The organism is Cellulosimicrobium funkei (assembly GCF_001019615.1).
In the GTDB taxonomy this organism is placed as follows: domain Bacteria; phylum Actinomycetota; class Actinomycetes; order Actinomycetales; family Cellulomonadaceae; genus Cellulosimicrobium; species Cellulosimicrobium cellulans_E.
Genome location: NZ_JNBQ01000020.1, coordinates 43,195 through 61,380, shown reverse-complemented (window position 1 = coordinate 61,380; position 18,186 = coordinate 43,195). Strand labels below are relative to the sequence as shown.

Genomic DNA, 18,186 nt, shown 5'->3' with positions numbered 1-18,186 from the left:
TCGGGGTTCGACGCGTCCGACCCGTCGATGCTCGACGGCGCACGCTGGGCCGTCACGGTCGACGGGACGACGCGCCGCGAGGCGTTCGTCACGGTGCTGCGGCTCGTGACCGGACCGCTCGGCGGGACGGTGCACGTCCTCACCGACGATGTCCACGACGAGTCGACGGCGCTCGTCAGCCACGTCCCGCACGTGCTCGCCACCGAGCTCCTCGGCGTCGTCGCGGACGCCCCGGTGCGCGACGTCGCGCGCGGGCTGGCGGCGGGCAGCTTCCGGGACGCGACGCGGGTGGGGCGCACCGACCCGCGGCGCACCGAGGCGATGGTCACCGACAACGCCGCCTGGGTGGCGTCGGCGCTGCGCGTGGTCGTGCGCGACCTCGAGCAGCTCGTCGCGGCGCTCGAGTCGAACGCGCCCGTCGGAGAGTTCTTCGACCGGCCCGACCCGGTGCGCGGCCCGGCCGACGCGCCGGGGACCGGAGAGCGGCTGCGCGTCGTCCTCGACGACGCGGGGGCCTGGCGCGCGGAGGTCACCGCGGCGGGGGCCCGCGGAGCCGTCGTCGTGGCCGTCGAGGACGACGCGGTCGTCGTCGCCTGACTCGCCTCCCGGCCGCCGGGTCAGGCGGGTCGACGTGGCGGGCGCGGCGGGACGGGCTTGCCGGCCACGATCGCGTCGAGCGGGACGACGACGAGGGGCGGGACGGCGTCGTGCGCGCCGTGGCCGCGGTGCGGCGGGGCGGCGCTCCCGCCCGCGTCCTCGCGCAGCACGAGCTCGGTGGCGGTCGTCCGCACGACGACCCCGATGACGTCCGTGAGGGGCTTCCCCGCGGCGGCCGCCTCGTCCGCGGTGAGGCGACGGCGGACGACCACCCGGGTGCCCGGGGCCCACGCGGTCCAGGGCGCGTCGGGCACGGCAGGCGCTCCTCGGGTCTGTGACGTTCGTCCACGGGCTGGTCAGGGAGGGTCGGGCACCGCCCGACCTGAGCGATACTAGTCCTGCGTCTCCCTGCCGTGACCTCGCCCCTCGCCGGGTCGGGGTCCGGACGAATCCAGAAAGGTACTCGGTCGTGACTTACGTGATCGCCCAGCCGTGCGTGGACGTCAAGGACAAGGCGTGCATCGAGGAGTGTCCTGTCGACTGCATCTACGAGGGCAAGCGGTCGCTCTACATCCACCCCGACGAGTGCGTCGACTGCGGTGCGTGCGAGCCGGTCTGCCCGGTCGAGGCCATCTACTACGAGGACGACGTCCCGACGGAGTGGAGCGACTACTACCGCGCCAACGTCGAGTTCTTCGACGACCTCGGCTCGCCCGGCGGCGCCGCGAAGATGGGTCTCATCGAGAAGGACGACCCGATGATCGCCGCCCTGCCGCCGCAGGCCTGAGCACCCCGCACCGCCGCACGTGGGACTCGCCGACCTCTCCGGTCTCGCCTATCCCTGGGACACGCTGACCCCGTACGCGGAGCGCGCCCGCGCGCACCCGCGCGGCGTCGTCGACCTCTCGATCGGGACGCCCGTCGACCCGACGCCCGCCGTCGTGCGCGACGCGCTCGCCGCGGCGTCCGACGCGCACGGCTACCCGACCACGCACGGGACCCCGGCGCTGCGCGAGGCCGTCTCCGGCTGGTTCGCCCGCCGGCGCGGCGTCCCGGCCCTTGACCCCGACGCCGTCCTGCCGACCGTCGGCAGCAAGGAGCTCGTCGGGCTGCTGCCGTCGCTCCTGCGCCTCGGGCCAGGCGACGTCGTCGTGCACCCGCGCACCGCCTACCCGACGTACGACGTGGGCGCGCGCCTCGCCGGCGCGACGCCGCTCGCGACCGACGACGTCGACGAGTGGGCGGGGCGGGCGGACGTGCGCCTCGTCTGGGTGAACTCCCCGAGCAACCCGACCGGCCGCGTGCTCGACGCGGCCCACCTCGCGCGGGTCGTCGCCGCGGCGCGGGAGATCGGCGCGGTCGTCGCGAGCGACGAGTGCTACGCGGAGCTCGCGTGGGCGGAGCCGTACGCGTCCCAGGGCGTGCCGAGCCTGCTCGACCCGGCCGTCTCCGGCGGGTCGCACGACGGGCTCCTCGTCACCTACTCGCTCTCGAAGCAGTCGAGCATGGCCGGCTACCGGGCCGCGTTCGTCGCCGGCGACCCGGCCCTCGTCGCCGACCTGCTCGCGACCCGCAAGCACCTCGGCATGATCGTGCCCGCGCCCGTCCAGGCGGCGATGGTCGCCGCGCTCTCCGACGACGCGCACGTCGCCGCGCAGCGCGCCGTGTACGCGCGCCGGCGCGAGGTGCTCGTCGCGGCGCTCGGCGACGCCGGGCTCCAGGTCGACCACTCCGAGGCGGGCCTCTACCTGTGGTCACGACCGGCGGGGGACGACGGCGGCGACTGCTGGCGGACCGTGTCCGACCTGGCCGACCTCGGCATACTGGTGGGGCCGGGGGCGTTCTACGGACCGGCGGGCGCGGGGCACGTCAGGGTCGCGCTCACCGCGACCGACGAGCGCGTCCACGAGGCCGCGGCTCGACTCTCCGGAGCCTGATCGCTGACGTGACCTGCCTCACAGAAGTGTGGTGTTCTCGTGACGGTTCAGGATTGGTCACGTGCGGGTGAAGCGGGGTACGGTCGACCGCGCGGCAACGGCGCGAGCAGCAGCAGGAAGGGAACCATGACCACCACTCAGCAGGCGAAGGTCCGCCTCCTCGTCGACGACCAGGCGCAGGACCTGCCCGTGGTCGCGGCGACCGACGGCAACGACGGCATCGTCGTGTCCTCCTTGCTCAAGTCGACCGGTCTCGTGACCGTCGACCCGGGCTTCATGAACACGGCGTCGTGCGAGTCGAGCATCACCTACATCGACGGTGACGCCGGCATCCTGCGGTACCGCGGGTACCCCATCGAGCAGCTCGCGGAGCAGTCGAGCTTCCTCGAGGTCGCGTACCTCCTCATCCACGGCGAGCTGCCCGACACCGCGACGCTCGAGGCCTTCGTCGAGCGCGTCAACCGCCACACGCTGGTGCACGAGGACTTCCGCACCTTCATGGGGACGTTCCCGCGGGGCGCCCACCCGATGGCCGTGCTCTCGTCCGCGATCAACGCGCTGTCGACGTTCTACCCCGAGTCGCTCGACCCGTTCGACGACGAGACGGTCGAGCTCGCGACGGTCCTGCTCCTCGCGAAGTCGCGCACCATCACGTCCTACCTGCACCGTCGCCGCGTCGGCGAGCCGCTGCTGTACCCCGACTACTCGCGCGGCTACGTCGACGACTTCCTGCGCATGACGTTCGCGACGCCGTACCAGCAGTACGAGGCCGACCCGGTCGTCGTCGACGCGCTCGACAAGCTGCTCATCCTGCACGCCGACCACGAGCAGAACTGCTCGACGTCGACCGTCCGCGTCGTCGGCTCGTCGCACGCCAACCTCTACGCCTCCGTCGCGGCGGGCGTCAACGCGCTCTCCGGCCCGCTGCACGGTGGCGCCAACGAGTCCGTGCTGACGATGCTCGACAAGATCGCCGGCGCAGAGTACGACGTCGACACCTTCATGAAGAAGGTGAAGAACAAGGAGGACGGCGTCCGCCTCATGGGCTTCGGCCACCGGGTCTACAAGAACTACGACCCGCGCGCGGCGATCGTCAAGAAGTCCGCCGACGCCGTGCTCTCGACCCTCGGCAAGAAGGACCAGCTCCTCGACATCGCCATGGGCCTCGAGGAGATCGCGCTCAACGACGACTACTTCATCGAGCGCAAGCTCTACCCGAACGTCGACTTCTACACGGGCCTCATCTACAAGGCCATGGGCTTCTCGCCCGCGATGTTCACGCCGCTCTTCGCGCTCGGCCGCATGCCCGGCTGGATCGCGCAGTGGCGCGAGATGATGAAGGACCCGCAGACCAAGATCGGCCGCCCGCGCCAGGTCTACGTCGGCGAGACCGAGCGCGACTACGTCCCGGTCTCCGACCGCTGACACCCGTTCCTCCGGACGCCGCGTCGCTCACCCCACGGGGTGAGTGGCGCGGCGTCCGTCGTCTCCGGTAGCGGCTGGTCACGCCTCGTCGGGGACGGCGACGTGGACGCGGAGGAGACCCGCGTCGAGCGGGGCGAGCTCGTCGGGGTCGATCGGGCTCCACGTCGAGTCCTCGCGGGACCAGCGGCGGTCACCGACCTCGACGGTGACGACGTTCGTCGCGTTCGCGGTGGCGACGGCCCACTGGGCGACGGCCCACGCGGCGCGGTCCGGACCGCCGTCCTCGCCCGCGGCGGGCAGGCCCGAGGCGTCGACCTGCACGGTGCCCCCGTCTCCGCCGTCGGACGGGGACACCTGGGCCCCGTCGCCGAGGTCGCGGGCCAGGCGGTCTCGGAACGGCTGCGCGGGGTCGCCGTCGGCGGGGACCTCGGTGGCGGCCACGGGGGCGAGGTCGCACGTCAGCGAGGCGGGCGACCAACCCGTGAGCGCGGAGGCCCAGGCGCGCGACCGGGGCTCGTGCTGCGCGTACGCGTCGGGGAACGCGGAGCGCTGGACGGTCTGCGCCGCGACGGTGACCTCCATGCCCTCGTACCCCTCGACGGTCTCGAGCACGTCGTAAAACGCGTTGGCGGAGTACACGGGGTCCATGATCTGCTCGACGCTGCCCCAGCCCTGGGACGGACGCTGCTGGAACAGGCCGACGGAGTCGCGGTCGCCGTAGTCGATGTTGACGAGCCGGGACTCCTGGAGCGCGGTGGCGAGCCCGATCGTCGCGGCGCGGGCCGGGAGCCCGCGGCGCACGGCGGTGCCCGCGACGAGCGCCGCGTTGTCCGCCTGCGTGACGGACAGGTACCACGTGCGGCCGTCCGCGGTCGCGGCGCACCGCTCCGCGACGGGCGTCTCGTCGTCGAGCCGGTTGAGCGCGACGACGACGCCGCCCACCCCGACCGCGGCCACCGTGAGGAGGGTGGCGACGGTGCGGAGCGGGCGGCGCCGGGAGCGCGCACGGCCGACGTCCGGCAGGTCCCGGGGACGGGAGGCTCGGGTCGTGGTCATGCGGGACGCCGTCGGGCTCGTCGGTGGTGGGTCAGTTCGCGTGCAGCGCGGCGTTGAGCTCGACGCCGGCGCCGGTGCGGGACACGGCCTCGACGCCGCCGGTGAGCGAGTTGCGCCGGAACAGGATGCCGGAGCGGCCGGAGAGCTCGCGCGCCTTGACGACGAGGGGCCCGCCCGCGGCGTCCGTCTGACCGACGACGGTCACCTTGGTCCCGGCGGTGACGTACAGGCCGGACTCGACGACGCAGTCGTCGCCCAGGGGGATGCCCAGGCCCGCGTTGGCGCCGAGGAGCGAGCGCTGCCCGACGGAGATGACCTCGCGGCCGCCCCCGGAGAGGGTGCCCATGATCGAAGCGCCGCCGCCGACGTCCGAGCCGTCGCCGACGACGACGCCGGCCGAGATGCGGCCCTCGACCATCGACGTGCCGAGCGTCCCGGCGTTGAAGTTGACGAAGCCCTCGTGCATGACGGTCGTGCCGGGAGCGAGGTGGGCCCCGAGCCGGACCCGGTCGGCGTCGGCGACGCGGACGCCCGAGGGGACGACGTAGTCGACCATGCGCGGGAACTTGTCCACGCCGTACACCGTCACGGTCTGCCCGGTCGCGCGCAGGCGCAGTCGCGTCTCCTCGAAGCCGTCGACCGCGCACGCGCCGTGGTTGGTCCAGACGACGTTCGTCAGCACGCCGAAGAGCCCGTCGAGGTTCTGTCCGTGCGGGGCGACGAGGCGGTGGGAGAGCAGGTGGAGGCGCAGGTACGCGTCGGCGGTGTCGGCGGGGGCGGCGTCGAGGTCGATCTCGGTCCGGACCACGACGACGTCCACGCCCCGCAGCTCGTCGCGCTCGGCGAGCGCGTCGAGCGAGGCGGGCACGGTCGTGTCCGCCGGCGCGGCGCCGAGCGCCGGGGCCGGGTACCAGACGTCGAGGGTCGTGCCGTCGTCGGTGACGGTCGCCAGGCCGTAGCCCCACGCCGTACGCGGCTCGGACGCGGCCGCCGAGGGGGCGGTCGCGGGGGTCGCAGAAGTCATGCGCCCCACCCTATCCGCCGCCGGTAGGGTGCTGGCGTGACCTCTCCCACCGCTGCAGCCCTGCCCGTGCTCGACCTCCGCGGCGACCTCGTCGCGCTCTTCCGCGCCGTGTGCGACACGCCGTCGGTGAGCGGCGACGAGCGGACGCTCGCGGACGCGGTCGAGACGGCGCTGCGTGCGTACCGGCACCTGGAGGTGGTGCGCGACGGCGACACGGTGGTCGCGCGCACGTCGCTCGGCCGGGAGCGGCGCGTCGTGGTCGCGGGCCACCTGGACACGGTGCCCCTCACGGACCCGCCGAACCTGCCCACGCGAGTCGTGGGGGAGGGTGCGCACGCCGAGGTCTGGGGCCGTGGGACGGTCGACATGAAGGGCGGCGTCGCGGTCGCGCTCGCGCTCGCGGCCGAGCTCGACGCCCCGGCGCAGGACGTGACGTGGGTGTTCTACGACAACGAGGAGGTCGCGTCCGACCTCAACGGGCTCGGGCGCCTCGCGCGCAACCGTCCCGACCTGCTCGCGGCCGACTTCGCGGTCCTCGGCGAGCCGACGTCCGCCGGTCTCGAGGGCGGGTGCAACGGCACGCTGCGGGTCGACGTGCGCGTCCCCGGGGTCGCGGCGCACTCCGCGCGCTCCTGGACGGGCGCCAACGCGATCCACGCGGCGCACGAGGTGCTCGACCGCCTGGCCGCGTACGTCCCGCAGCAGATCGAGGTCGACGGTCTGGTCTACCGCGAGGGCATGAACGCGGTCGGCATCGCCGGGGGGATCGCGGGCAACGTCGTGCCGGACGAGTGCGTCGTCACGGTGAACTTCCGGTTCGCGCCCTCGCGCACGGTCGTCGAGGCGGAGCAGCACGTGCGCGAGCTCTTCGCCGGCTTCGAGGTCGTCCTCACCGACGTCGCAGCGGGCGCGCGACCAGGGCTCGACGACCCGCTCGCCGCGGACTTCGCCGCCGCGGTGCTGGGCGTCACGGGCGGCGCGCCGGCGCCGAAGTACGGCTGGACCGACGTCGCGCGCTTCGCCGAGCTGGGCGTCCCCGCGGTGAACTTCGGCCCGGGGGACCCGCTGCTCGCGCACAAGGACGACGAGCGCTGCCCGGTCGGCGAGCTCGCGCTGTGCCGCGACGCGCTGCGTGCGTGGCTCACGGCCACCCCTGCGGCTTAGGCTCGTGACCATGAGCGACACGGTGCGTGACCAGGGTTCCGACGACGGCCTGCCCCAGGCGGGGACGGGGTACCGCAAGGGGCCGGTGCTGCTGCGCGGGGACCAGATCCCCCGCCAGACGACGGACCAGCGCCTCCTCGACACGGGGGGCAGCGCGGACTGGGTCCACTCGGACCCGTGGCGCGTGATGCGCATCCAGAGCGAGTTCGTCGAGGGCTTCGGCGCGCTGGCGGAGGTCGGCCCGGCCGTGTCGGTGTTCGGGTCGGCCCGGACCAAGCCGGACCACCCGGACTACGCGCTCGCCGAGGACGTCGGCCGTCGCCTCGTCGACGAGGGCTTCGCCGTCATCACGGGCGGGGGCCCGGGCATCATGGAGGCGGCCAACAAGGGCGCGTCCGAGGCGGGCGGGCTGTCGATCGGTCTGGGCATCGAGCTCCCGTTCGAGCAGGGCATGAACCGGTACGTGAACCTCGGCGTGAACTTCCGCTACTTCTTCGCCCGCAAGACGATGTTCGTCAAGTACGCGCAGGGCTTCGTCGTCCTCCCGGGTGGGTTCGGCACGTTCGACGAGCTGTTCGAGGCCCTCACGCTCGTCCAGACGCACAAGATCACCGAGTTCCCGGTGGCGCTCGTCGGCACGGACTACTGGAGCGGGCTGCTCGAGTGGGCCCGCACGGCGGTCGCCGGACGCGGCATGATCAGCGCGCACGACCTCGACCTCGTCCACCTGTGCGACGACCCCGCCGAGGCCGTCGAGTACGTGTGCGACCGCGGCGCCGAGCTGCGCGCCGAGGAGCTCGAGGCCACCGAGGAGCTCGCCCGGGCGCAGGCCGGCGACGCGAGCTGAGGGCCGCGGCGCGATGACCCCACCCGCCCCCGACGCGCCCGCGGAGCCGTCGGGCGGGCACTCCGACGACGCACCCGAACCGCTGCCTCCCCTCGGGGTCCCACCTCGTGGCACGTCGCTCGTGCTGCGCGGGCGGGTCCTCGAGCGGCCCGCGGTGATGGCGATCGTCAACCGCACCGACGACTCGTTCTACGCGGGCGCGCGCCAGCTCGACGACCGGGACGCGCTCGCGGCGGTCGAGCGCGCTGTCGTCCAGGGCGCCGAGATCCTCGACGTGGGGGGAGTGCGGGCAGGCGTCGGTCCCGTGGTGACGCCCGACGAGGAGGTCCGTCGCGTCGTGCCCTTCGTGGCGCGGGTCCGTGCGGAGTTCCCCGACCTGCTCGTGAGCGTCGACACGTGGCGGGCCGAGGTGGCGCACGAGGCGGCGCTCGCGGGCGCCGACCTCATCAACGACACGTGGGCGGGCCACGACCCCCGCCTGGTCGAGGTCGCGGGCGAGCACGGCGTCGGGGTGGTGTGCTCGCACACGGGGGGCGCGACTCCTCGCACCGACCCGTTCCGCGTCGCGTACCCCGCCCGGCCCGGCGCCGCGGACCCGCGCGACGGCGTCGTCCAGGACGTGGTGGCGACCCTCCGTACGGCGGCCGAGCGGGCGGTCGCGTGCGGGGTCCCGCGGGCGTCGGTCCTCGTCGACCCCACGCACGACTTCGGCAAGAACACGTGGCACTCCCTGCACCTCCTGCGTCGGACAGAGGTCCTCGCAGGCCTCGGGTTCCCGCTCCTCATGGCGCTGTCCCGCAAGGACTTCGTGGGCGAGACGCTCGACCTCCCGGCCGACGAGCGGCTGGAGGGCACCCTCGCCGCGACGGCCCTCGCCGCGTGGCTCGGCGCGCGCGTCTTCCGCGCGCACGACGTCGCGGCGACCCGGCGCGTCCTGGACCTCGTCGCCGCGGTGCGCGACGAGATCCCTCCGGCGGTCGCCTTGCGGGGCCTCGCGTGACCACGCGGCGCGTCGCGGCCGGTCCGGGCGAGCGTCCGCGGCTGCTCCGCCCGACCTCGTGGCCGTGGTGGGTGCAGGTCCTCGCGGTGTACGGCCTCGCGCGCGCGGTGAGCGCGGTGATCCTCCTCGTCGTCGCGAGGTCCCAGGAGGCGAACCCCTGGACGGACGCCGCGCCGTCGTACCTGCCGTACGTCGCGCGCATGTGGGACGCGAGCTGGTACGAGCAGATCTACGCGTCCGGCTACCCCGACACGCTCCCCGTGGGTCCCGACGGCGCCGTCGAGCAGAACGTCTGGGCCTTCTTCCCGCTCTTCCCGGCGCTCGTCCGTGCCCTCGACGCCGTCACCGGTCTGGGGTGGGACGTGCTCGCGCCCACGGTCGCGCTCGTGTGCGGTGCCGGCGCCGTCCTCGTGATCCACCGGCTGGTCGCGACGGCGGGCGCCGCGGCCGTCGAGCGCAGGCCGGGCCTGCCGCTGGCGACCGTCCTGCTCGTGAGCGTCTTCCCGTCCAGCCCCGTCCTCCAGGTCGCGTACACGGAGTCCCTCGCGCTCCTCCTCGTGGCGTCGGCGCTCCTGCTGCTGGCGCGGCGCCGCTACGGGTGGGCCACGCTCGTCGTCGTCCTCCTCGGCTTCTCCCGCGCCGTCGCGCTGCCGATGGCGGCGGTCGTCCTGTGGCACGGGATCGTGCGCTGGCGGCGCGGCGACCTGCGCGGGCCCGACGCCGCGCGGGTGAGCGGTCTCCTCGCCGTCGCCCTGGCGAGCGGGTTCGTGTGGCCGTGGGCGTGCAGCGTCGTCACGGGCGTGCACCAGGGGTACTTCCGCACGCAGGAGGCGTGGCGCGGCGGAGCGGAGGTCGTGCCGGTCGTCCCGTGGGTCGACGTGTCGCGCTGGCTGATGGGCGACGCCGGCCCGTGGGTCCTCGTGCTCGTGCTGCTCGCGACGGCCGCCCTCGTGCTCAACCCCGGCGCGGCGCGGCTCGGACCGGAGATGCACGCGTGGTCCGGCGCGTACCTCGCCTACCTGGTCGCGGCGATCCAGCCCGGCACGTCGCTCGTGCGGTTCCTGCTGCTCGCCTTCCCGCTCGCGGCGATGACCGTCGGATGGACGCGGTCTCGTCTGTGGCTGGCCGCCGTGACCGTCGCCGGCGTCGCGGGTCAGGTGTGGTGGGTGTGGTCGCTCTGGCGGCTCGTCCCGCCGTCCGGCTGGCCGCCGTGACCCGGACGCCCGGGATGTCGGTACGGGTGAACTAGACTGTCCCCGGGCGTCGTCCGAGGTCGGACGCCCCTCCTCGCGCGTGCGGGGTGGACTCGGGACAACGGAAATGGAGTGCCATCGATGGCTGCGATGAAGCCGCGGACGGGTGACGGGCCGCTGGAGGTCACCAAGGAAGGGCGAGGCATCGTCATGCGGGTCCCGCTCGAGGGTGGCGGACGCCTGGTGGTCGAGCTCAACGCGACCGAGGCCAGCGAGCTGGGTGAGGCGCTCCAGGCCGTGGTGGGCTGATTGCCCGCACGTGAGCGCCGGGCCTCCGGTCTCCCCGGGCTGCCGCGCACGCTGCCCGAGGTGGTCGGTGCCCGGGGCGCTCTGAGCGATGCGGCACTCCTCGACGACGCGCAGGTCGACGCGGTCGTCGTGGCCGTCGCGCCTCCGCGCGAGGCCGAGGACGGCTTGCAGCCTCGTGCCGGCACCGTCGACGCGACGGTGCGGTACGGCGTCGACCTCGCGGAGCTCGCCGAGCGTGCGGGCGGGCGGAGCTTCCGTGGTGCGTCCGGCGAGGTCGTGCGCGTCGACCTGCCGCGCGCGCACGCGGGGTCGGGGGCGCGGCTCCCCTGGGCGGGCCTGCCCCCGCGGATCCTGCTGCTCGGGGTCGGCGGCGGGACGGCGTCGGACCTGCGGCGCGCCGGTGCGGCCCTCGCTCGTGCGGCGCGCGGCCTGGAGCGCGTCGTCAGCGCCGCCACCGCCGACGCGGGTCCCGACGCGGTCCGCGCGTTCGTCGAGGGCTACCTGCTCGCCGCGTACGACCAGCCCCGGCAGAGCGGGGCTTCACCGTCCGCGACCGAGGCGGCCGCGGAGCAGCTCGTCCTGCTCGCGCCCGAGGACCGGCCCGACGTCACGGCGCCGATCGAGGCCGCGCACCGCGCTGCGGCGGCGACCTGGCTGGTCCGCGACCTCGCCAACGTCCCGTCCGACGTCAAGGACCCGGCGTGGTTCGCCGACCGCGCGGTCGAGCTGGCCGACGCGATCGGGCTGGACACGGCCGTCCGCGGCCCCGCCGAGCTCGGCACGGAGGGCTTCGGGGCGATCCTGGCCGTAGGTGCGGGCTCGGCACGACCACCGCGCCTCGTGACCGTCACCTACGACCCGGCGGACCACGGGGTCCTCCCTGCGGGTGCCGGTGCCGACGTCCGGCACGTGGTCGTCGTCGGCAAGGGCATCACGTACGACACCGGCGGACTCTCCATCAAGCCGCGCGAGGCGATGGTGCCGATGAAGACCGACATGGCGGGCGCGGCCGTCGCGCTCGCGGTCGTGCTCGGTGCTGCCCGCGCCCGCTCCGACCGCCGGGTCACCGCGGTGCTCCCGCTGGCCGAGAACCACGTGGGCGCCGCCTCGTACCGCCCGGGGGACGTGCTGCGCACCTGGTCGGGCCGGACGGTCGAGGTGGCGAACACCGACGCGGAGGGCCGTCTCGTCCTCGCCGACGCCGTCGCGTACGCCGTGGCCGAGCTCGCGCCCGACGTGCTCGTCGACGTCGCGACCCTCACCGGCGCGGCGAGCCTCGGCCTGGGCCGCGGGCACGGCGCGCTGTTCGCGACGGACGACGCCGTCGCCGACGCCCTGGAGGACGCCGCGCTCTCCACCGGCGAGCGGGTGTGGCGCATGCCGCTCGTCGAGGACTACGCGGACGCGCTGCGCTCCGACGTCGCCGACCTGCGGCACGTGCCCGTCGAGAGCCCGGGCGGCGGGTCGATCACGGCCGCGCTGTTCCTGCGCGAGTTCGTCGGGGACGTGCCCTGGGCGCACCTCGACATCGCCGGACCCGCACGGGCGACCGCCGACCGGCACGAGGTCGTCGCCGGGGCCACGGGATACGGTGCCAGGCTCCTCCTCGAGGCGCTCGACCGGCTCTGACCGTCGAGTCCCTCGCCCGCCGGGACGTCTCAGCGGCGCACGGCGAGCAGCAGGCCGTCGCCGCTCGGGAGCAGCGCGGGCAGGACGCGCTCGTCCGACCGCAGCGACCGGCCGACCTCGCGGACGATCGTCGTCACCTCGTCGCGCCGCGCCGGGTCGGCGACCCGGTCGTGCGAGAGCGCGCCGTCGACCGCGAGCACGCCGCCCGGGCGCAGCAGGCGCAGGCCCTGCTCGACGTACTCGGGATAGCTGTGCTTGTCCGCGCCCACGAGGACGAGGTCGTAGGCGCCGTCGGTGAGCCGGGGGAGGACCTCGCTCGCGCGACCCGGGATGGTGCGGGTCCGCGCCGAGGGCACGCCCTCCTCCGCGAAGGCCTCCTTGGCCGCGCGCTGGTGCTCGACCTCGACGTCGATCGTCGTCAGCACGCCGTCGGCCGGCATGCCGCGCAGGAGCCAGAGCGACGCCACGCCCGTGCCGGTGCCGATCTCGACCACCGCGCGGGCGGCCAGCGACGCCGCGAGCACCTGGAGCACCGCCCCCACGCCGGGGAGCACCGTCGGGCAGCCGAGCTCGGCGGCTCGGTCGCGCGCACGCAGGAGGACCTCGTCCTCGGGGACGAACTCCTCGCTGTACACCCAGCTCGCCGCCTTCGCGCTGCGGTGGGTGCCGACGTCGCTGGTGATCGGTGCCTCCTGGTGGTCCGTCGTCCGCGCCTGCGCCCCGGGGAGGGTTCCCCTGGCGGTGCGCTGTCTCGGATCGTACCCGGCCCCTCCCACGGCGGCCCGCTCCCGCGCCGCGCGTGTGTGCACGGGCCGTGGACGTCGCGCGCACGTCCCGCGCGAGAGGGGGAACACCGGGACGGTGCCGGGCGTTCTTCTGGGACGATGGACGACGTGGACGACGCACGACCGGGAACCAGCACGCACGTGACGCAGGACGGGAGCGCGTGGGTGCCGCCGTCGTGGGACGAGATCGTCCGCGAGCACTCGGCGCGCGTGTACCGGCTCGCGTACCGCCTGACCGGGAACCGGCACGACGCCGAGGACCTCACGCAGGAGACGTTCGTCCGGGTGTTCCGCTCGCTGTCCAGCTATACCCCCGGCACGTTCGAGGGCTGGCTGCACCGCATCACGACGAACCTCTTCCTCGACCAGGTCCGGCGCAAGCAGCGCATCCGCATGGAGGCCATGGGCGACGACGACGGGCAGTACCCGGCCCGTTCCGAGGCCCAGCCGGAGCGCGGCTTCGAGCACGCCAACCTCGACCACGACGTCCAGCGCGCGCTCGACGCGCTCTCGCCCGAGTACCGGGCCGCGGTCGTGCTGTGCGACATCGAGGGCCTGTCCTACGAGGAGATCGCCGTGACGCTGGGGATCAAGCTCGGCACGGTCCGCTCCCGCATCCACCGCGCGCGGTCCCAGCTCCGCGCCGCGCTGCCGCACCGCGACCCCGCGGACCGCCCGGCGTCGGACGACGTCCCGACACCCGTGGCCGCCCGGGGGGTGGCGTGACGCACCTCGGCTCCCGCCTCTCCGCTCTCGTCGACGGGCAGCTCACGCCCGCCGAGGCGGAGCGTGCGCTCGAGCACGTGGCGTGCTGCCCGCGGTGCGCCGCCGAGCTGTCTGCGGCGCGCGCCGCCCGGCGGGCCCTGAGCAGCGCCGGCCCGGTCGAGCCCGCACCCGACCTCGCGGCGCGCCTGCTCGCCCTGTCGGCCCAGATCCCCTCGACCGACGGCGACCCGCTCCGCTCGGCGCCCGTGACGGGCGACCCCTGGACGCAGCCGGTCCCGCTTCCGCGCGGTGCGTGGAGCGGGGAGGTGCGCCGGGGAGCGGTGCGTCGCCGGGTCGTCGGTCTCGTCGTCGGGGGGGTCGGCGTCGCGGCGGTCGGCCTCTTCGCGCTGGGGGAGAGCCCGCTCGTCACCCCGGAGCTCCACCGCAGCGACCCGCTCAGCGTGCTGGCACAGGCAGCGCCCCGAGCCACCGGGGCGCTCGTCGTGGGAGGGGTGCGCACGGCGGACCAGGCCGAGGGCGAGGGAGCCGCTCTCGACGGCACCGCGGCGCTCGCGGCGCTCGACGACAAGGGCTGGACCTGCCCCACGGCGCTCCCGGAGGGCTTCAGCGTCGTCGACGTCCGGGACGACGCGGCCCGCGGCACCGTCGAGATCGACCTCGAGGCGCCGGGCGGCGAGGCCGTGGTGCGCGAGCAGTCGGGTCTCCTGGACACCGCCGCGCTCGCGGGCGCGGAGACGTGGGACGTCGGCGACCGCCGGGTGCACGTGCTGTCCGAGGAACCGTGGCACGTGGTCTGGCAGTCCGGCGACACCGTGATCGACGTCGTCGCCGACACCGAGCGGGAGACGCTCGCCGCCCTCGTGGCGGCCTTCCCGGCGCGTGACTACGATGCCGGGGTCCCGGCGCGCATCTCCCGGGGCTGGACGACCATGACAGGAGCGCTCGGCACCTCATGACCGACCCCCAGACCGGCCCTCAGTCCGGCCCGGAGCATGCCGGGGCGCCCGACGCCGCACGGAACCCGTTCGCACCGCCGTCGGCGTACCGCAGCGTGCCGCCCGTCCCGCCGTCGGCGCCGGTCGGGCCCGGCCCGGTCCCGCCCCCGCCGGGCGCGACCGTCCCGCCCTCGAGCGCGGCCCCGCAGCCGCCGGTCCCCGTCGCGGGGCCGACTGGCGCGGCGGGGCCTGCAGACCCGTGGCAGACCCTGCGCTCGTTCGGCGAGCCCGAGCCGGTGTCGGCGCCGACGCGACCCGGCGGGTCGGTCGACCCCACGCTCGTCGGGGTCCCGCGGGGCGCTGCCGGCCCGCCGCCCGGGCGCGGGCTGCGTCCCGCCGTGGTGGCGGGCGTCGCCGTGCTCGCCCTCGTGGCGGGCGCGCTGGGCGGGGTCGCGGCCGACCGGCTCCTCGGGCAGGACTCGCCCGGCGCCTACACGTCGGCCCTTCCGCCCGCCAGCGTCGAGCCGGGGGCCGACCGCCCTGCGGGCTCGGTGGCGGACATCGCCGCCACGGTGCTGCCGAGCGTCGTCTCGCTCCAGGTCCGCGGGACCGACGGCGTCGCCACGGGGTCCGGCTTCGTCCTCCGCGAGGACGGGTACATCCTCACGAACAACCACGTGGTCGCGTCGGCCGCCGACGGCGGGGACGTCGTCGTGCTGTTCTCCGACGGGCACGAGAGCCCGGCCGAGCTGGTCGGGCGGACCGTCGACTACGACCTCGCGGTGGTCAAGGTCGAGGACACGGGGCTCACGCCGCTCGCGCTCGGCGACTCCGACGACGTCGTCGTCGGGGATCCCGTGGTCGCCGTCGGCGCCCCGCTGGGCCTGAACGGGACCGTCACCACGGGCATCATCAGCGCGCTCAACCGGCCGGTCCAGGCCGGAGCCGCGGCCGAGACCGCGTTCATCAACGCGATCCAGACCGACGCGGCGATCAACCCCGGCAACTCCGGAGGCCCGCTCGTCAACGGGCGCGGCGAGGTCGTGGGCATCAACTCCGCCATCGCGCAGCCCCCGGGCAGCCAGTCGGCGACCGGGAGCATCGGGCTCGGCTTCGCCATCCCGTCCAACCAGGCGCGCCGGACCGCGGAGCAGCTCATCGCCGACGGCGTCGCGACGTACCCGGTGATCGGCGTGCTGCTCGACCAGGGGTACCAGGGCGAGGGCGTGCAGGTCTCGACGCAGGCCCAGGCCGGCAACCCCGCGGTGACGCCCGACGGACCGGCCGACGCCGCGGGGATCCGGCCCGGGGACGTGATCCTCTCCATCGACGACCGGCCCGTCACGGAGTCGGACGAGCTCATCGTCGCCATCCGGGCGAAGGCTCCGGGGGACGCCGTGACCCTGCGGGTCCGCACGGGCGACCGGGAGCGCGACGTCCGCGTCGTCCTCGACGAGGCCACGAGCGAGTAGTCTGTCGGCGTGTTCGGGATCAACGGAGCCGAGTTCGTCGTGCTCCTCGTCGTGGCGGTCGTCGTCATCGGTCCTGAGCGTCTGCCGCGCTACGCGGAGCAGCTCGGGTCGTTCGTCCGGTCCGCCCGCGGGTACCTGCGGGACGCCAAGGCCCGCGTGGACGCCGAGATCGGGGACGAGATCGGGGACGTCGACTGGTCGAAGCTCGACCCCCGCCAGTACGACCCGCGCCGGATCGTGCGCGAGGCGCTCCTCGACGACGAGCCCGTGCGCGAGCGGGTCGCCCCGCCCCCGCCTCCGGCCGCCTCGTCCGTGCCGCAGGGCGGCCCGGCGCCGTTCGACGACGAGGCCACCTGAGGCCGTCGCCGACCGCCCGCGCGACGGGCAGCGATTCGTTCCGGCGAGGTACCACCTGTCAGAATGGGGCAATGTCCATCGAGGCGACGCACACCGGTCCGGCACCGGTCCGGGAGACCACGCAGGCGACCGGGAACCCGACGAGCACCAAGCCCCGGATCCTCTCCGGCATGCAGCCCACGGAGGACTCGCTCCAGCTCGGGAACTACATCGGTGCCCTGCGCCAGTGGGTCGCGCTCCAGGACTCCTACGACGCGCTGTACTGCGTCGTCGACCTCCACGCCTTGACGGTCAACCCTGACCCGGAGCGTCTGCGCGAGCGCACACGCCGCACGGCGGCGCAGTACCTCGCCGGCGGTGTCGACCCGGAGCGGTCCGCACTGTTCGTGCAGTCGCACGTGCCGCAGCACGCGGAGCTCTCCTGGGTGCTGTCCTGCCAGACGGGCTTCGGCGAGGCCGGTCGCATGACCCAGTTCAAGGACAAGTCCGCGAAGCAGGGTGCCGACGGCACGACCGTGGGACTGTTCACCTACCCCGTCCTCATGGCGGCGGACATCCTGCTGTACGACGCGGCCCTCGTGCCGGTCGGGGAGGACCAGCGCCAGCACCTCGAGCTCACCCGTGACCTCGCGGAGCGCCTCAACGCCCGCTTCGGCGACGGGACCGCCGTCGTGCCCGAGGCCCACATCGTGCGCTCGGTCGCGAAGATCTACGACCTTCAGGAACCGACGGCGAAGATGAGCAAGTCGTCGTCGAACGGCAAGGGCGTCATCTGGCTCCTGGAGGACCCGAAGGTCGCCGCGAAGCGGATCCGGTCCGCCGCGACGGACTCGGACACCGAGATCCGGTACGACCCGGTCGCCAAGCCCGGCGTGTCCAACCTCCTCACCATCTACTCCGCGCTCACGGGCCGCGACGTCGAGGCGATCGCTGCCGAGTACGACGGCCAGGGGTACGGGCGGCTCAAGGTCGACCTCGCGGACGTCGTGGTCGACTTCCTCGTGCCGTTCCAGGAGCGCGCCAACACGTATCTCGCCGACCCTGCGGAGCTCGACGCGGTGCTCGCGCGGGGCGCCCAGAAGGCGCGCGACATCGCCGCCGGGACGCTCGCGCGCATCTACGACCGCGTCGGCCTCCTGCCCGTCGGAGGGCCGACCGCGTGAACCTCCCGGAGCGTGGGCCGGACCAGGTGCGGATCGGCATCGCGATCGAGGTGCCCGAACCCTTCGCGACGCAGCTCCAGGACGCGCGCGCACGGTTCGGCGACCCGCTCGCACGGTCGATCCCGCCCCACGTCACGCTCCTCGGGCCGACGGTGCTCGACCCGGCCGAGCTCGACGCGGCACGGGCGCACCTCACCGCGGTCGCCGCCACCGCCGCACCGTTCCGGGTCCACCTGCGCGGTAGCGCCACCTTCCGGCCGATCTCACCCGTGGTCTTCATCCAGGTGGTCGAGGGCATCGCCGAGTGCGAGCACCTGGAGAGCACCATCCGTACCGGTCCGCTCGCCCAGGACCTCCGGTTCAACTACCACCCGCACGTGACCGTCGCGCACGAGGTGCCGGACGCCGCGCTCGACGCCGCGTTCGACGAGATGGCCACCTACGAGGCGCGGTTCGAGGTCGCCGGGTTCTCCCTCTACGAGCACGGCGACGACGGCGTGTGGCGTCCGGAGCAGGTCTTCCCGCTCACCGCGGATGCCGGGACCGCGACCGCCTCGTAAGGTTCGG

20 protein-coding genes are annotated in these 18,186 nt (G+C 74.6%); 16 read left to right on the top strand and 4 right to left on the bottom strand.

The window, feature by feature from the left end; translation table 11 throughout:
• Window positions 1-597, top strand: a 597-nt coding sequence (locus FB00_RS13960; RefSeq protein ID WP_047233525.1) for a prephenate dehydrogenase dimerization domain-containing protein, incomplete at its 5' end; no start/stop codon positions are given.
• A gap of 20 nt (window positions 598-617) precedes the next feature.
• Here FB00_RS13960 and FB00_RS13955 read toward each other — a convergent pair.
• Window positions 618-911: a hypothetical protein gene (locus FB00_RS13955; protein WP_047233524.1), complete on the bottom strand. Its 294-nt coding sequence runs from the start codon at window positions 909-911 to the stop codon at window positions 618-620.
• Window positions 912-1,066: 155 nt separating this feature from the next.
• Here FB00_RS13955 and fdxA point away from each other — a divergent pair, with 155 nt between their 5' ends.
• The 3 genes from fdxA to FB00_RS13940 all read left to right on the top strand — a co-directional run bounded on the left by fdxA (window position 1,067) and on the right by FB00_RS13940 (window position 3,959).
• The gene (fdxA, locus tag FB00_RS13950; protein ID WP_024841122.1) at window positions 1,067-1,384 is read left to right on the top strand and encodes a ferredoxin; all 318 of its coding nucleotides are present in this window, start codon (window positions 1,067-1,069) and stop codon (window positions 1,382-1,384) included.
• A 19-nt stretch (window positions 1,385-1,403) separates the two neighbouring features.
• Window positions 1,404-2,534, top strand: coding sequence for a succinyldiaminopimelate transaminase (gene dapC, locus FB00_RS13945; protein WP_047233523.1), 1,131 nt, complete (start codon window positions 1,404-1,406; stop codon window positions 2,532-2,534).
• A 126-nt stretch (window positions 2,535-2,660) separates the two neighbouring features.
• The gene (locus FB00_RS13940) at window positions 2,661-3,959 is read left to right on the top strand and encodes a citrate synthase (RefSeq protein WP_047233522.1); all 1,299 of its coding nucleotides are present in this window, start codon (window positions 2,661-2,663) and stop codon (window positions 3,957-3,959) included.
• A 78-nt stretch (window positions 3,960-4,037) separates the two neighbouring features.
• Here the strand turns inward: FB00_RS13940 and FB00_RS13935 are convergent, their stop codons facing one another.
• On the bottom strand, window positions 4,038-5,015 hold the full coding sequence (locus FB00_RS13935) for a hypothetical protein (protein ID WP_047233521.1): 978 nt from the start codon (window positions 5,013-5,015) through the stop codon (window positions 4,038-4,040).
• 31 nt (window positions 5,016-5,046) lie between these two features.
• Window positions 5,047-6,039 carry a 2,3,4,5-tetrahydropyridine-2,6-dicarboxylate N-succinyltransferase gene (gene dapD, locus FB00_RS13930; protein WP_047233520.1) on the bottom strand — a complete coding sequence of 331 codons (993 nt, stop codon included), beginning with the start codon at window positions 6,037-6,039 and terminating at the stop codon, window positions 5,047-5,049.
• A gap of 36 nt (window positions 6,040-6,075) precedes the next feature.
• Here dapD and dapE point away from each other — a divergent pair, with 36 nt between their 5' ends.
• The 6 genes from dapE to FB00_RS13905 all read left to right on the top strand — a co-directional run bounded on the left by dapE (window position 6,076) and on the right by FB00_RS13905 (window position 12,181).
• The gene (dapE, locus tag FB00_RS13925; RefSeq protein ID WP_047233519.1) at window positions 6,076-7,203 is read left to right on the top strand and encodes a succinyl-diaminopimelate desuccinylase; all 1,128 of its coding nucleotides are present in this window, start codon (window positions 6,076-6,078) and stop codon (window positions 7,201-7,203) included.
• Between the two features lie 10 nt (window positions 7,204-7,213).
• Entirely contained in the window at window positions 7,214-8,050 is an 837-nt protein-coding gene (locus tag FB00_RS13920) for a TIGR00730 family Rossman fold protein (RefSeq protein ID WP_047233518.1), read from the top strand.
• Between the two features lie 13 nt (window positions 8,051-8,063).
• Window positions 8,064-9,050: a dihydropteroate synthase gene (gene folP, locus FB00_RS13915; RefSeq protein ID WP_082141315.1), complete on the top strand. Its 987-nt coding sequence runs from the start codon at window positions 8,064-8,066 to the stop codon at window positions 9,048-9,050.
• The gene (locus FB00_RS13910; RefSeq protein WP_052877682.1) at window positions 9,047-10,264 is read left to right on the top strand and encodes a hypothetical protein; all 1,218 of its coding nucleotides are present in this window, start codon (window positions 9,047-9,049) and stop codon (window positions 10,262-10,264) included. Before folP ends, FB00_RS13910 begins: the two co-directional genes overlap by 4 nt.
• 120 nt (window positions 10,265-10,384) lie before the next feature.
• Complete coding sequence (locus FB00_RS21730) at window positions 10,385-10,552, top strand: DUF3117 domain-containing protein (RefSeq protein ID WP_064506638.1); 168 nt, start codon at window positions 10,385-10,387, stop codon at window positions 10,550-10,552.
• Window positions 10,553-10,612: 60 nt separating this feature from the next.
• Complete coding sequence (locus tag FB00_RS13905; RefSeq protein ID WP_231581856.1) at window positions 10,613-12,181, top strand: leucyl aminopeptidase family protein; 1,569 nt, start codon at window positions 10,613-10,615, stop codon at window positions 12,179-12,181.
• A gap of 29 nt (window positions 12,182-12,210) precedes the next feature.
• On the opposite strand, the gene FB00_RS13900 is transcribed toward FB00_RS13905, so the two are convergent.
• Window positions 12,211-12,816 (bottom strand): O-methyltransferase, encoded by a 606-nt coding sequence (locus FB00_RS13900; protein ID WP_269430019.1) that lies wholly within the window; start codon window positions 12,814-12,816, stop codon window positions 12,211-12,213.
• A gap of 249 nt (window positions 12,817-13,065) precedes the next feature.
• Between FB00_RS13900 and sigE the strand changes: the two genes are divergently transcribed.
• From sigE to FB00_RS13870, 6 genes are all read left to right on the top strand, one after another.
• On the top strand, window positions 13,066-13,692 hold the full coding sequence (gene sigE, locus FB00_RS13895) for an RNA polymerase sigma factor SigE (protein WP_047233516.1): 627 nt from the start codon (window positions 13,066-13,068) through the stop codon (window positions 13,690-13,692).
• Window positions 13,689-14,648, top strand: a complete 960-nt coding sequence (locus tag FB00_RS13890; RefSeq protein ID WP_047233515.1) for a zf-HC2 domain-containing protein — start codon at window positions 13,689-13,691, stop codon at window positions 14,646-14,648. The genes sigE and FB00_RS13890 overlap by 4 nt, the downstream gene beginning before the upstream one ends.
• Entirely contained in the window at window positions 14,645-16,099 is a 1,455-nt protein-coding gene (locus FB00_RS13885) for a S1C family serine protease (protein ID WP_047233514.1), read from the top strand. The genes FB00_RS13890 and FB00_RS13885 overlap by 4 nt, the downstream gene beginning before the upstream one ends.
• A 9-nt stretch (window positions 16,100-16,108) precedes the next feature.
• Window positions 16,109-16,456, top strand: coding sequence for a twin-arginine translocase TatA/TatE family subunit (locus FB00_RS13880; protein WP_047233513.1), 348 nt, complete (start codon window positions 16,109-16,111; stop codon window positions 16,454-16,456).
• Window positions 16,457-16,527: 71 nt separating this feature from the next.
• Window positions 16,528-17,619 carry a tryptophan--tRNA ligase gene (gene trpS, locus FB00_RS13875; RefSeq protein ID WP_082141314.1) on the top strand — a complete coding sequence of 364 codons (1,092 nt, stop codon included), beginning with the start codon at window positions 16,528-16,530 and terminating at the stop codon, window positions 17,617-17,619.
• Complete coding sequence (locus FB00_RS13870) at window positions 17,616-18,179, top strand: 2'-5' RNA ligase family protein (protein ID WP_047233512.1); 564 nt, start codon at window positions 17,616-17,618, stop codon at window positions 18,177-18,179. Before trpS ends, FB00_RS13870 begins: the two co-directional genes overlap by 4 nt.
• The last annotated feature ends 7 nt before the right edge of the window (window positions 18,180-18,186 follow it).

Coding starts and splice junctions, on each gene's coding strand:
- FB00_RS13940 (WP_047233522.1), top strand. CDS start 2,661: ATGACCACCACTCAGCAGGCGAAGGTCCGCCTCCTCGTCGACGACCAG.
- FB00_RS13935 (WP_047233521.1), bottom strand. CDS start 5,015: ATGACCACGACCCGAGCCTCCCGTCCCCGGGACCTGCCGGACGTCGGC.
- dapD (WP_047233520.1), bottom strand. CDS start 6,039: ATGACTTCTGCGACCCCCGCGACCGCCCCCTCGGCGGCCGCGTCCGAG.
- FB00_RS13920 (WP_047233518.1), top strand. CDS start 7,214: ATGAGCGACACGGTGCGTGACCAGGGTTCCGACGACGGCCTGCCCCAG.
- folP (WP_082141315.1), top strand. CDS start 8,064: ATGACCCCACCCGCCCCCGACGCGCCCGCGGAGCCGTCGGGCGGGCAC.
- FB00_RS21730 (WP_064506638.1), top strand. CDS start 10,385: ATGGCTGCGATGAAGCCGCGGACGGGTGACGGGCCGCTGGAGGTCACC.
- sigE (WP_047233516.1), top strand. CDS start 13,066: ATGGACGACGTGGACGACGCACGACCGGGAACCAGCACGCACGTGACG.
- FB00_RS13885 (WP_047233514.1), top strand. CDS start 14,645: ATGACCGACCCCCAGACCGGCCCTCAGTCCGGCCCGGAGCATGCCGGG.
- trpS (WP_082141314.1), top strand. CDS start 16,528: ATGTCCATCGAGGCGACGCACACCGGTCCGGCACCGGTCCGGGAGACC.